We start from the raw sequence: 15,912 nt of genomic DNA, 5'->3' as shown, positions 1-15,912 counted from the left end.
AGCCAAACAGCGACAAGCGGTTTAGGAACATACAGTATAGACAGCACGACAGGTTGTATAACATACACATCAAATGGTATCATAGGTAGAGATAGCTTATGTGTAGTAGTATGTGATAGCACGAAAGCAGTATGTGATACCATCACTATAGAAGTACCAATCATACCAACAAGAGATACAATCAGAGATACGGTTAAGATAGGCGATACAGACAGCGTATGTGTAGCGATAGAAGTAGGCATGAATGCAGACACAAGCTACATCATCAACTGCGCAGGAGCATTAGATAACATCACAACACCAACAGCGACACAAGAAGGTAACTGCATCAGCATTAAATACACAGGCACAAATATCGGCGAAGACAAGTTCTGTGTAGTAGTATGCGATACAGTATTAGGAGTATGTGATACCACAGAAGTAATAATTACGGTAATACCAAAAGACACGATAATAATAGTACCAGTATGTGATACATGTACAGAGACAGCATGTATAGATACGATATATAATATCACGAATGGACACTGGACACTATGCGATGGCAGCCAAGAAGCGACAAGCGGTTTAGGAACATACAGCATAGACAGCACGACAGGTTGTATAACATACACATCAAATGGCATCATAGGTAGAGATAGCTTATGTGTAGTAGTATGTGATAGCACGAAAGCAGTATGTGATACCATCACTATAGAAGTACCAATCATACCAACAAGAGATACAATCAGAGATACGGTTAAGATAGGCGATACAGACAGCGTATGTGTAGCGATAGAAGTAGGCATGAATGCAGATACAAGCTACATCATCAACTGCGCAGGAGCATTAGATAATATCACAACACCAACAGCGACACAAGAAGGCAACTGCATCAGCATTAAATACACAGGCACGAATATTGGAGAAGACAAGTTCTGTGTAGTAGTATGCGATACGACATTAGGAGTATGTGATACCACAGAAGTAATAATTACGGTAATACCAAAAGACACGATAATAGTAGTACCAGTATGTGATACATGTACAGAGACAGCATGTATAGATACGATATATAATATCACGAATGGACACTGGACACTATGCGATGGCAGCCAAACAGCGACAAGCGGTTTAGGAACATACAGTATAGACAGCACGACAGGTTGTATAACATACACATCAAATGGCGTGATAGGTAGAGAATAGCTTATGTGTAGTAGTATGTGATAGCACGAAAGCAGTATGTGATACCATCACTATAGAAGTACCAATCATACCAACAAGAGATACAATCAGAGATACGGTTAAGATAGGCGATACAGACAGCGTATGTGTAGCGATAGAAGTAGGCATGAATGCAGACACAAGCTACATCATCAACTGCGCAGGAGCATTAGATAACATCACAACACCGACAGCGACACAAGAAGGTAACTGCATCAGCATTAAATACACAGGCACGAATATTGGAGAAGACAAGTTCTGTGTAGTAGTATGCGATACGACATTAGGAGTATGTGATACCACAGAAGTAATAATTACGGTAATACCAAAAGACACGATAATAGTAGTACCAGTATGTGATACGTGTACAGAGACAGCGTGTATAGATACGATATATAATATCACGAATGGACACTGGACACTATGCGATGGCGAACAAACAGCGACAAGCGGTTTAGGAACATACAGTATAGACAGCACGACAGGTTGTATAACATACACATCAAATGGCGTGATAGGTAGAGATAGCTTATGTGTAATTGTATGTGATAGCACGAAAGCAGTATGTGATACCATCACTATAGAAGTACCAATCATACCAACAAGAGATACAATCAGAGATACGGTTAAGATAGGCGATACAGACAGCGTATGTGTAGCGATAGAAGTAGGCATGAATGCAGACACAAGCTACATCATCAACTGCGCAGGAGCATTAGATAACATCACAACACCGACAGCGACACAAGAAGGTAACTGCATCAGCATTAAATACACAGGCACAAATATCGGCGAAGACAAGTTCTGTGTAGTAGTATGCGATACAGTATTAGGAGTATGTGATACCACAGAAGTAATAATTACGGTAATACCAAAAGACACGATAATAGTAGTACCAGTATGTGATACATGTACAGAGACAGCATGTATAGATACGATATATAATATCACGAATGGACACTGGACACTATGCGATGGCAGCCAAACAGCGACAAGCGGTTTAGGAACATACAGTATAGACAGCACGACAGGTTGTATAACATACACATCAAATGGTATCATAGGTAGAGATAGCTTATGTGTAATTGTATGTGATAGCACGAAAGCAGTATGTGATACCATCACTATAGAAGTACCAATCATACCAACAAGAGATACAATCAGAGATACGGTTAAGATAGGCGATACAGACAGTGTATGTGTAGCGATAGAAGTAGGCATGAATGCAGATACAAACTACATCATCAACTGCGCAGGAACATTAGATAACATCACAACACCGACAGCGACACAAGAAGGCAACTGCATCAGCATTAAATACACAGGCACGAATATTGGAGAAGACAAGTTCTGTGTAGTAGTATGCGATACAGTATTAGGAGTATGTGATACCACAGAAGTAATAATTACGGTAATACCAAAAGACACGATAATAATAGTACCAGTATGTGATACATGTACAGAGACAGCATGTATAGATACGATATATAATATCACGAATGGACACTGGACATTATGCGATGGCAGCCAAACAGCGACAAGCGGTTTAGGAACATACAGCATAGACAGTACGACAGGTTGTATAACATACACATCAAATGGTATCATAGGTAGAGATAGCTTATGTGTAGTAGTATGTGATAGCACGAAAGCAGTATGTGATACCATCACTATAGAAGTACCAATCATACCAACAAGAGATACAATCAGAGATACGGTTAAGATAGGCGATACAGACAGTGTATGTGTAGCGATAGAAGTAGGCATGAATGCAGATACAAGCTACATCATCAACTGCGCAGGAGCATTAGATAACATCACAACACCGACAGCGACACAAGAAGGTAACTGCATCAGCATTAAATACACAGGCACAAATATTGGCGAAGACAAGTTCTGTGTAGTAGTATGCGATACAGTATTAGGAGTATGTGATACCACAGAAGTAATAATTACGGTAATACCAAAAGACACGATAATAGTAGTACCAGTATGTGATAACGTACAGAGACAGCAATGTATAGATACGATATATAATATCACGAATGGACACTGGACACTATGCGATGGCAGCCAAACAGCGACAAGCGGTTTAGGAACATACAGTATAGACAGCACGACAGGTTGTATAACATACACATCAAATGGTATCATAGGTAGAGATAGCTTATGTGTAATTGTATGTGATAGCACGAAAGCAGTATGTGATACCATCACTATAGAAGTACCAATCATACCAACAAGAGATACAATCAGAGATACGGTTAAGATAGGCGATACAGACAGTGTATGTGTAGCGATAGAAGTAGGCATGAATGCAGATACAAACTACATCATCAACTGCGCAGGAACATTAGATAACATCACAACACCGACAGCGACACAAGAAGGCAACTGCATCAGCATTAAATACACAGGCACGAATATCGGAGAAGACAAGTTCTGTGTAGTAGTATGCGATACAGTATTAGGAGTATGTGATACCACAGAAGTAATAATTACGGTAATACCAAAAGACACGATAATAATAGTACCAGTATGTGATACATGTACAGAGACAGCATGTATAGATACGATATATAATATCACGAATGGACACTGGACATTATGCGATGGCAGCCAAACAGCGACAAGCGGTTTAGGAACATACAGTATAGACAGCACGACAGGTTGTATAACATACACATCAAATGGCGTGATAGGTAGAGATAGCTTATGTGTAATTGTATGTGATAGCACGAAAGCAGTATGTGATACCATCACTATAGAAGTACCAATCATACCAACAAGAGATACAATCAGAGATACGGTTAAGATAGGCGATACAGACAGCGTATGTGTAGCGATAGAAGTAGGCATGAATGCAGACAGCGTAAGCATAGTGAACTGCGCAGGAACATTAGATAATATCACAACACCAATAGCAACGAATAATGGTAACTGCATCAATGTAGTATACACAGGCACAGCTATCGGCGAAGATAAATTCTGTGTAGTAGTATGCGATACGACATTAGGAGTATGTGATACCACAGAAGTAATAATTACAGTAATACCAAAAGACACGATAATAGTAGTACCAGTATGTGATACATGTACAGAGACAGCATGTATAGATACGATATATAATATCACGAATGGACACTGGACACTATGCGATGGCAGCCAAGAAGCGACGAGTAGTTTAGGAACATACAGTATAGACAGCACGACAGGTTGTATAACATACACATCAAATGGTATCATAGGTAGAGATAGCTTATGTGTAGTAGTATGTGATAGCACGAAAGCAGTATGTGATACCATCACTATAGAAGTACCAATCATACCAACAAGAGATACAATCAGAGATACGGTTAAGATAGGCGATACAGACAGCGTATGTGTTAAAGTAGAAGTAGGTATGAATGCAGATACAAACTACATCATCAACTGCGCAGGAGCATTAGATAATATCACAACACCAACAGCGACACAAGAAGGCAACTGCATCAGCATTAAATACACAGGCACGAATATTGGAGAAGACAAGTTCTGTGTAGTAGTATGCGATACAGTATTAGGAGTATGTGATACCACAGAAGTAATAATTACGGTAATACCAAAAGACACGATAATAATAGTACCAGTATGTGATAAATGTACAGAGACAGCGTGTATAGATACGATATATAATATCACGAATGGACACTGGACACTATGCGATGGCGACCAAAAAGCGACAAGCGGTTTAGGAACATACAGCATAGACAGCACGACAGGTTGTATAACATACACATCAAATGGTATCATAGGTAGAGATAGCTTATGTGTAGTAGTATGTGATAGCACGAAAGCAGTATGTGATACCATCACTATAGAAGTACCAATCATACCAACAAGAGATACAATCAGAGATACGGTTAAGATAGGCGATACAGACAGCGTATGTGTAGCGATAGAAGTAGGCATGAATGCAGACACAAGCTACATCATCAACTGCGCAGGAGCATTAGATAACATCACAACACCGACAGCGACACAAGAAGGTAACTGCATCAGCATTAAATACACAGGCACGAATATTGGAGAAGACAAGTTCTGTGTAGTAGTATGCGATACGACATTAGGAGTATGTGATACCACAGAAGTAATAATTACGGTAATACCAAAAGACACGATAATAGTAGTACCAGTATGTGATACATGTACAGAGACAGCGTGTATAGATACGATATATAATATCACGAATGGACACTGGACACTATGCGATGGCGACCAAACAGCGACAAGCGGTTTAGGAACATACAGTATAGACAGCACGACAGGTTGTATAACATACACATCAAATGGCGTGATAGGTAGAGATAGCTTATGTGTAGTAGTATGTGATAGCACGAAAGCAGTATGTGATACCATCACTATAGAAGTACCAATCATACCAACAAGAGATACAATCAGAGATACGGTTAAGATAGGCGATACAGACAGCGTATGTGTAGCGATAGAAGTAGGCATGAATGCAGACACAAGCTACATCATCAACTGCGCAGGAGCATTAGATAACATCACAACACCGACAGCGACACAAGAAGGTAACTGCATCAGCATTAAATACACAGGCACGAATATTGGAGAAGACAAGTTCTGTGTAGTAGTATGCGATACGACATTAGGAGTATGTGATACCACAGAAGTAATAATTACAGTAATACCAAAAGACACGATAATAGTAGTACCAGTATGTGATACGTGTAGAGACAGCATGTATAGATACGATATATAATATCACGAATGGACACTGGACACTATGCGATGGCAGCCAAACAGCGACAAGCGGTTTAGGAACATACAGTATAGACAGCACGACAGGTTGTATAACATACACATCAAATGGCGTGATAGGTAGAGATAGCTTATGTGTAGTAGTATGTGATAGCACGAAAGCAGTATGTGATACCATCACTATAGAAGTACCAATCATACCAACAAGAGATACAATCAGAGATACGGTTAAGATAGGCGATACAGACAGCGTATGTGTAGCGATAGAAGTAGGCATGAATGCAGATACAAGCTACATCATCAACTGCGCAGGAGCATTAGATAACATCACAACACCGACAGCGACACAAGAAGGTAACTGCATCAGCATTAAATACACAGGCACAAATATCGGCGAAGACAAGTTCTGTGTAGTAGTATGCGATACAGTATTAGGAGTATGTGATACCACAGAAGTAATAATTACGGTAATACCAAAAGACACGATAATAATAGTACCAGTATGTGATACATGTACAGAGACAGCGTGTATAGATACGATATATAATATCACGAATGGACACTGGACACTATGCGATGGCGACCAAACAGCGACAAGCGGTTTAGGAACATACAGTATAGACAGTACGACAGGTTGTATAACATACACATCAAATGGTATCATAGGTAGAGATAGCTTATGTGTAATTGTATGTGATAGCACGAAAGCAGTATGTGATACCATCACTATAGAAGTACCAATCATACCAACAAGAGATACAATCAGAGATACGGTTAAGATAGGCGATACAGACAGCGTATGTGTAGCGATAGAAGTAGGCATGAATGCAGATACAGCCTAAGCATAATCAACTGCGCAGGAACATTAGATAACATCACAACACCAACAGCGACACAATAAGGTAACTGCATCAATGTTAGTATACACAGGCACAGCTATTGGCGAAGATAAGTTCTGTGTAGTAGTATGCGATACGACATTAGGAGTATGTGATACCACAGAAGTAATAATTACAGTAATACCAAAAGACACGATAATAGTAGTACCAGTATGTGATACATGTACAGAGACAGCATGTATAGATACGATATATAATATCACGAATGGACACTGGACATTATGCGATGGCAGCCAAACAGCGACAAGCGGTTTAGGAGCATACAGCATAGACAGTACGACAGGTTGTATTACTTATACGTCAAATGGCATCATAGGTAGAGATAGCTTATGTGTAGTAGTATGTGATAGCACGAAAGCAGTATGTGATACCATCACTATAGAAGTACCAATCATACCAACAAGAGATACAATCAGAGATACGGTTAAGATAGGCGATACAGACAGCGTATGTGTAGCGATAGAAGTAGGCATGAATGCAGATACAAACTACATCATCAACTGCGCAGGAGCATTAGATAACATCACAACACCAACAGCGACACAAGAAGGCAACTGCATTAGCATTAAATACACAGGCACAAATATCGGCGAAGACAAGTTCTGTGTAGTAGTATGTGATACGACACTAAAAGTATGCGATACCACAGAAGTAATAATTACGGTAATACCAAAAGACACGATAATAATAGTACCAGTATGTGATACATGTACAGAGACAGCATGTATAGATACGATATATAATATCACGAATGGACACTGGACATTATGCGATGGCAGCCAAACAGCGACAAGCGGTTTAGGAGCATACAGCATAGACAGTACGACAGGTTGTATTACTTATACGTCAAATGGCATCATAGGTAGAGATAGCTTATGTGTAGTAGTATGTGATAGCACGAAAGCAGTATGTGATACCATCACTATAGAAGTACCAATCATACCAACAAGAGATACAATCAGAGATACGGTTAAGATAGGCGATACAGACAGCGTATGTGTAGCGATAGAAGTAGGTATGAATGCAGACACAAACTACATCATCAACTGCGCAGGAGCATTAGATAACATCACAACACCGACAGCGACACAAGAAGGTAACTGCATCAGCATTAAATACACAGGCACAAATATTGGCGAAGACAAGTTCTGTGTAGTAGTATGCGATACAGTATTAGGAGTATGCGATACCACAGAGGTAATAATTACGGTAATACCAAAAGACACGATAATAATAGTACCAGTATGTGATACATGTACAGTAACGACATGTATAGATACGATATATAATATCACGAATGGACACTGGACACTATGCGATGGCAGCCAAACAGCGACAAGCGGTTTAGGAACATACAGTATAGACAGCACGACAGGTTGTATAACATACACATCAAATGGCGTGATAGGTAGAGATAGCTTATGTGTAGTAGTATGTGATAGCACGAAAGCAGTATGTGATACCATCACTATAGAAGTACCAATCATACCAACAAGAGATACAATCAGAGATACGGTTAAGATAGGCGATACAGACAGCGTATGTGTAGCGATAGAAGTAGGCATGAATGCAGACACAAGCTACATCATCAACTGCGCAGGAGCATTAGATAACATCACAACACCGATAGCGACACAAGAAGGTAACTGCATCAGCATTAAATACACAGGCACGAATATTGGAAGACAAGTTCTGTGTAGTAGTATGCGATACGACATTAGGAGTATGTGATACCACAGAAGTAATAATTACGGTAATACCAAAAGACACGATAATAGTAGTACCAGTATGTGATACGTGTACAGAGACAGCGTGTATAGATACGATATATAATATCACGAATGGACACTGGACACTATGCGATGGCGACCAAACAGCGACAAGCGGTTTAGGAACATACAGTATAGACAGCACGACAGGTTGTATAACATACACATCAAATGGCGTGATAGGTAGAGATAGCTTATGTGTAGTAGTATGTGATAGCACGAAAGCAGTATGTGATACCATCACTATAGAAGTACCAATCATACCAACAAGAGATACAATCAGAGATACGGTTAAGATAGGCGATACAGACAGCGTATGTGTAGCGATAGAAGTAGGCATGAATGCAGACACAAGCTACATCATCAACTGCGCAGGAGCATTAGATAACATCACAACACCGACAGCGACACAAGAAGGTAACTGCATCAGCATTAAATACACAGGCACAAATATCGGCGAAGACAAGTTCTGTGTAGTAGTATGCGATACAGTATTAGGAGTATGTGATACCACAGAAGTAATAATTACGGTAATACCAAAAGACACGATAATAGTAGTACCAGTATGTGATACGTGTACAGAGACAGCGTGTATAGATACGATATATAATATCACGAATGGACACTGGACACTATGCGATGGCGACCAAACAGCGACAAGCGGTTTAGGAACATACAGTATAGACAGCACGACAGGTGGTATAACATACACATCAAATGGTATCATAGGTAGAGATAGCTTATGTGTAATTGTATGTGATAGCACGAAAGCAGTATGTGATACCATCACTATAGAAGTACCAATCATACCAACAAGAGATACAATCAGAGATACGGTTAAGATAGGCGATACAGACAGTGTATGTGTAGCGATAGAAGTAGGCATGAATGCAGATACAAACTACATCATCAACTGCGCAGGAACATTAGATAACATCACAACACCGACAGCGACACAAGAAGGCAACTGCATCAGCATTAAATACACAGGCACGAATATCGGCGAAGACAAGTTCTGTGTAGTAGTATGCGATACAGTATTAGGAGTATGTGATACCACAGAAGTAATAATTACGGTAATACCAAAAGACACGATAATAATAGTACCAGTATGTGATAATTGTACAGAGACAGCGTGTATAGATACGATATATAATATCACGAATGGACACTGGACATTATGCGATGGCAGCCAAACAGCGACAAGCGGTTTAGGAACATACAGCATAGACAGTACGACAGGTTGTATAACATACACATCAAATGGTATCATAGGTAGAGATAGCTTATGTGTAATTGTATGTGATAGCACGAAAGCAGTATGTGATACCATCACTATAGAAGTACCAATCATACCAACAAGAGATACAATCAGAGATACGGTTAAGATAGGCGATACAGACAGCGTATGTGTAGCGATAGAAGTAGGCATGAATGCAGATACAAGCTACATCATCAACTGCGCAGGAACATTAGATAATATCACAACACCGACAGCGACACAAGAAGGCAACTGCATCAGCATTAAATACACAGGCACGAATATCGGAGAAGACAAGTTCTGTGTAGTAGTATGCGATACAGTATTAGGAGTATGTGATACCACAGAAGTAATAATTACGGTAATACCAAAAGACACGATAATAGAATGCGATAGTTTAATAAAAGAAACTTTTGTAGAAATACAATGTGAAAAAGGAATTGGAAACTATTGCTTACCAATAGACTTTAAAACATTACAAGAGTATAATGTATATATTGATGGTTCAATGCAGGCATTGTTATTTAGTTTAGAGAGTAGTTGTGGAGAAGTAGATGCAGCTGGTGCTTATAGCTTTGATGCAAATGAATATCTAGATGGTGTACAACATGTATTAGAGCGTTGGGGTATAGATAGTAATAGAACTTTATTTCCAAATACTAAATTCACAACTTTAGTAGAGTTAGCATCATATATGAATAGTGTAGATGCACAAGGTATGTGGTATGCCGAAGATATGGCAATAAAAGCTGGTAACCCAAGCAGATTGTATAATACAGGCTCAGGATTAGCAATATTTGCCTTAGATCCAGTATTAGGTACTTTTGAGAATAAATACAATAATTACGTAGAATATACTGGCACTAAGTTAGCCATTCCATCAGGCTGTCATTGGGTAGTAGTAGAGGGCAAGGAGAGTGGCTGTAGAGATAGTGTTCGAGTATGTGTAGTAGGCTGTACAGTTAAAGATACGATCAGAGACACGACATGTTATAACTGTCCAGTACCAGTATGTGTAGACACAACAGAGTTACCAGGTACAGTAATTAGTATTACAACATGTGATACGGATAACAAAGTAACGATAGATGGCTTGAATCCATGTATAACATACACACCATCAAAAGGACAAACAGGTAATGATACGGACATGTATAGTAGTATGTGATGACAAAGGCTACTGCGATACAACGATTATCATCATTACTGTAGAGACACCAAGAGACACGATAAGAGATAGCTTACCAGTGAATAGCGTAGATAGTATTTGTGATTTCTTACAACCACGAGGAACAGACATCACAGTAACGAGCTGTGCAGGTCAGACCTCAGGAACAGGAAATTACATCACATGGACTATCAACGAGCAAGGTTGCTTAGTATACACAGCAGGTAAAGTAAAAGGTACAGATACCTTATGTATTATGAGCTGCATTACAGGCACAGATACGTGTATAGAGACTACAGTTTATGTAACCGTAACAGGTATACCACCGATAGCAATTAATAATGACACAACAACGAAAGTTAATGTACCAGTAGTTATAAATGTTATAGGCAATGATATCCAGACAGACAGTGATCCATTACAATTATGTGATGATGCTATAGTTACATACCCAGTAAATGGAACATTAAGTAATATCAATACACCATCAGGAAATGTGACTTATACACCAAATACAGACTTTACAGGAGTAGACAGCTTCCAATATGTGATATGTGATCCAGATGGTAATGATACAGCATGGGCATATGTAAGAATAGTAAGAGAAAATGAGTGTGAGTTGTATGATGCTTTCTCACCGAATGGCGATGGAGTAAATGATTACTATACGATACCATGTCCAAGTTCAAGTGCGATAGTATTCTGTGTGTACAACAGATGGGGCATCGAGGTTTACAGAAATGAGGATTACCGAGGCGAGTGGGATGGTAGATACAAAGGTGCACCACTTCCAGATGGTACATACTACTATGTTATCAAGTATATAAACAGTGCAGGAGATGATATTAATAAAGCAGGGTTTATCGTTATACATAGATAAGATGATATAAAGAGATGGTGGTAGCAAACAGAGCTACCACCTTATCTTAGAAAAAGGAAAAAAGGTAAGCACAGATTCAGCTCAAAAAAGATAAATAAAAAGCAAAAGTAAAAATCATGATAAGATTAAATCAAATGAGGATAACAGTTGTAGCGATGTTGTTATTAATGACATCGATGCTGTATGGCCAACAGGAGCCTCAGTACACCCAATACATGTACAATAAGTTGCCTATGAATGCTGGTTACACAGGCTCACGCGAGGTATTAAGTATCCGCGCCTTGTATCGCAATCAGTGGGCAGGCATCAAGGGTGCACCACAGACAGCGACGTTTGCCATTCATAGTCCATTGAAGAAGGAATCCTCAGCGATAGGTTTCTATTTAGTCAATGACAGACTAGGCGTTACAAACCAGACATGGTTTGATGCTAGCTATGCCTATAGAGTAAACTTAGGCAAAGGCGTTAAGTTGAGTTTAGGAATAAATGCAGGTATATTGTGGTACAAGAGTAATCTAACAGACTTAAACATAGAAAATCAACAGGATGTAGTTTTTCAGCAGAATGTAAGTAGAATACTACCAGATGTAGGCGCAGGTTTATATTTATACCATAAATATTGGTATTTTGGAGCAAGTGTACCAAACTTTATCAAAGGCGATTTACACAATAAGGATGTTATCAAAGCTTATGCTAATGATAATACAGGGAGTTTTCTAAGTGCACACCGTACACCACATTTTATTACCATGGCAGGAGGCGTAATACCAGCAGGCAAGGTATTAAAAATACGTCCACAGATGATGTACAGATATATAGCCAGTGCGGAGCAGAAGATACCCCATACCTTAGATTTTAACTTGAGTTTATTGATTTATGATAGAGTGAATATAGGCGGAAGCTACAGAACATCATTCCACAATAAGAAGACAGGCTTAACGAACAGTGATAGCTTTGATGCTTTATTAGAAGTATGGCCAACGAAGCAGTTATTGATAGGATTTGCGTATGATTATACACTAACGAAATTAGGAGATTACAACAAAGGAAGCTATGAGGTTATCTTAGGCTATGATTTTAATTTTGAGAAGAAACGAGTAATAACGCCGAGATATTTTTAAAAGAAGAAGAAGAAAAACAATAAAACTTACCCAAGCAAGGAAAAAGTAAAATATATGAATACAATCAAACAGCTTAAACGTCAGATATTGCTAGTGCTATTACTAATGGTTATAGGAGTTTCTAGTATAGACGCACAGGTTATCGAAGGAGGCACATCAGGAGCAGGTACCACAGTAGGAGGTATAGGCAAAGCCCAGAAGTTGTATAATGATTTAGCTTACTATGAAGCGATACCATTATATGAGAGTTATCTAAAGAAGCACGATAGCACAAGAGCGATGTGTGAGCTAGGCGATTGCTACCGATTAACCTCAAACTTTGAGCGTGCAGAATATTGGTATGGCAAGGCAGTAGAGAAAGGCGATGTAGAACCGGAGTATAAGTTATACTATGCAAAGATGTTGCAGGCGAATGAGAAATACGAAGAAGCGGCAAAATGGTATGCTACCTACAAACAGAGTGTTCCAGAAGACAAGAGAGCAGGCAATCAGTTAAAAGCGAGTGCAGATTATGGACAGTACTTATTAACGAGAGATAGATATCAGATAAAGAATTTAAGTTTTAATACTTCGGGTTATGATTTTGCACCCATGTGGTTTGAGAAAGGACTAGTCTATTCTAGTTCTCGAGACAGTTCAAAGGCAATAGGAAGATAACACACATGGACAGGCACACAGTTTTTGATATGTATTATGTAGAAGGCGAGAAGACGACCTTTGGCAAGCCAAAACAGATGAAAGCAGATGCATCGACAAAATACCACGAAGCAAAGACTACCTTTACCCCAGACAATAAGAAAGTATATTTTACGAGAAACAATTATTATCATGGTAAGGCAAAGACGAGTGATGATAAGATAATCAAATTAAAGATATTTGAGTCAGATGTAGAAGGTACGACATGGAAGAATGACAAACCATTCCAATACAACAATGATGAATATAGTGTAGGACATCCAGCACTTACACCAGATGGTAATACGATGTATTTTATTAGCGATATGCCAGGTGGCTATGGAGGCACAGATGTTTATATTACAAAGAAAGAAGGCGAAAGCTGGAGTACGCCAAAGAACTTAGGAGAGCAGATCAATACAGAAGGCATGGAGATGTTTCCGTATGTAGATGAAGATGGTGTACTATATTTTGCTAGTGATGGACATGGTGGCTTAGGCGGATTGGATATCTTTAGAGTAAAGCCAGATGCTAAGACAAATCAATATGGTAAGATCAGAAATATAGGCGCACCAATCAATAGTAGTTATGATGATTTTAGCTTAGTATATGGACAAGATAAATCAGTAGGTTATTTTACCTCAAACAGACCAGAAGGCAATGGCTTAGATGATATCTATAGTTTTGAGGATGATGGTATTTACTTAGAAGGAATTGTAGTAGATGCAAAGACAGGCGAGCCGATATGCAACAGTAAAGTTATAATGAAGGCAAAGCTGACACAGAGTGAAGAAGGAAGAATGGAAACGGAGTGTGATGGCGAGTTTGAGTTTGGCGTAGTAAGAAACATGGATTATTGTTTTGTTGCGAGCGCAGAAGGATATAGTAGCAATGACAAAGTATGTGCTACGACAAAAGGTGTAAAAGCAGGCGAGACGGTATATGTAAAAATACCATTAGATAAAGGACAAGAGTATGCTATGAGTGTACAGGTCTTGGGCAAGAGCTTAAAATCATTACAAAATAAGAGTATAGATAGCAAGAGTCCAACATCACCGAAGAGTATAGACAGCAAGAATATAGAAAACAAAGATATAGAGAATAAGAGCATAGATAGCAAAAGTCCAACATCACCAAAGAGTATAGACAGCAAAAGTCCAGAAGACTTAAAGCCACTAGCAGGAGCAAAGATACTATTGTCTAGCAAGTGTGAAGGCTGGACCAAAGCGTTGGTAGCAGATGAGAATGGTAAGATATGCGAGATAGTAAGATGTGATTGTGATTATATCATAGTTGCCAATGCACAAGGTTACTTGCCAGGCTATACAGAAGTTATCAAAGATGATGGCGATTGTAAGATAGACAGGAAATGTGGAGTTAATCCTAGAGAAGAAGAAGTAATCTTAGATCCAATACCAGGCATGCCAGACGGCTATGTCTATGACCCAGAGACAGGCAAGTGGGTAGATCCAAAGACAGGCGATCAGATGGATGCGCCAAGTATAGAATTGAGAGACATTTACTATGACTTTGATAAATGGTACATAAGAGAGGAGAGTGAGCGAGACTTGAATAAGTTATTAGGTTTTTTACAAGAGAATCCAGAAGCGATAGTAGAGATAGGCTCACACACAGATGCGAGAGCGCCGTATGATTACAATATCAAGTTATCACAACGCAGAGCACAGAGTGTAGTAGATTGGTTGATAGCGAGAGGCATCAGTAGAAGTAGATTAAAACCGAAAGGATATGGCGAGACAAAGCCAGTGAATGGCTGTACAGATGGAGTGATATGTACAGAGTATGAACATCAGAGAAACAGAAGAACAGAGTTTAAGGTCATAGGTGGTAAATTTGATATTAGCTCACTACAAAGATTTGATATGCAAGTAGATCCGTGTAAACAATGTCCATTCTAAGAAGTAAGAGACACAAACACAAAATAAGATAAACAAGCATACAGCGTCCAACACCAGGACGCTGTATCTTTTTAAATATTAAAAAAAATAGCCACCAAATCCTAATAGTGGATAGATTTATGTGCTATTTTAACATTTATTAGTCTAATAATTGCTTAATAATATAAAAACACTTCAAAAAGTAATTTTTTTTTAAGAAATTGCATTCAATTACTTCTTTTAAAGAAAATGCATAGAAATTCTAATATCT

General features: G+C 38.9%; 9 protein-coding genes. All 9 read left to right on the top strand.

Translation table 11 applies throughout. The features are described 5' to 3' along the window. Positions 1 to 240: 240 nt before the first annotated feature. The 9 genes from IPK18_04785 to IPK18_04745 all read left to right on the top strand — a co-directional run bounded on the left by IPK18_04785 (position 241) and on the right by IPK18_04745 (position 15,662). Complete coding sequence (locus IPK18_04785; GenBank protein QQR98835.1) at positions 241 to 1,188, top strand: hypothetical protein; 948 nt, start codon at positions 241 to 243, stop codon at positions 1,186 to 1,188. Positions 1,189 to 1,333: 145 nt separating this feature from the next. Continuing rightward, entirely contained in the window at positions 1,334 to 5,971 is a 4,638-nt protein-coding gene (locus tag IPK18_04780; GenBank protein QQR98834.1) for a hypothetical protein, read from the top strand. Next, positions 5,931 to 6,812 carry a hypothetical protein gene (locus IPK18_04775; GenBank protein ID QQR98833.1) on the top strand — a complete coding sequence of 294 codons (882 nt, stop codon included), beginning with the start codon at positions 5,931 to 5,933 and terminating at the stop codon, positions 6,810 to 6,812. Before IPK18_04780 ends, IPK18_04775 begins: the two co-directional genes overlap by 41 nt. 72 nt (positions 6,813 to 6,884) lie before the next feature. Then, the gene (locus tag IPK18_04770) at positions 6,885 to 8,600 is read left to right on the top strand and encodes a hypothetical protein (protein QQR98832.1); all 1,716 of its coding nucleotides are present in this window, start codon (positions 6,885 to 6,887) and stop codon (positions 8,598 to 8,600) included. After that, positions 8,548 to 11,067, top strand: a complete 2,520-nt coding sequence (locus IPK18_04765; GenBank protein ID QQR98831.1) for a hypothetical protein — start codon at positions 8,548 to 8,550, stop codon at positions 11,065 to 11,067. Before IPK18_04770 ends, IPK18_04765 begins: the two co-directional genes overlap by 53 nt. Continuing rightward, positions 11,039 to 11,947 carry a gliding motility-associated C-terminal domain-containing protein gene (locus IPK18_04760; protein ID QQR98830.1) on the top strand — a complete coding sequence of 303 codons (909 nt, stop codon included), beginning with the start codon at positions 11,039 to 11,041 and terminating at the stop codon, positions 11,945 to 11,947. Before IPK18_04765 ends, IPK18_04760 begins: the two co-directional genes overlap by 29 nt. Positions 11,948 to 12,063: 116 nt before the next feature. Further along, positions 12,064 to 13,068, top strand: coding sequence for a type IX secretion system membrane protein PorP/SprF (locus IPK18_04755; GenBank protein QQR98829.1), 1,005 nt, complete (start codon positions 12,064 to 12,066; stop codon positions 13,066 to 13,068). 54 nt (positions 13,069 to 13,122) lie between these two features. Beyond that, positions 13,123 to 13,725, top strand: a complete 603-nt coding sequence (locus IPK18_04750; protein QQR98828.1) for a hypothetical protein — start codon at positions 13,123 to 13,125, stop codon at positions 13,723 to 13,725. Positions 13,726 to 13,730: 5 nt separating this feature from the next. After that, on the top strand, positions 13,731 to 15,662 hold the full coding sequence (locus IPK18_04745; protein QQR98827.1) for an OmpA family protein: 1,932 nt from the start codon (positions 13,731 to 13,733) through the stop codon (positions 15,660 to 15,662). Positions 15,663 to 15,912 lie beyond the last annotated feature (250 nt).

It is taken from the genome of Sphingobacteriales bacterium, assembly GCA_016699615.1.
Classification (GTDB): domain Bacteria; phylum Bacteroidota; class Bacteroidia; order Chitinophagales; family JADIYW01; genus JADJSS01.
This window is presented reverse-complemented; position numbering and strand designations above follow the sequence as displayed.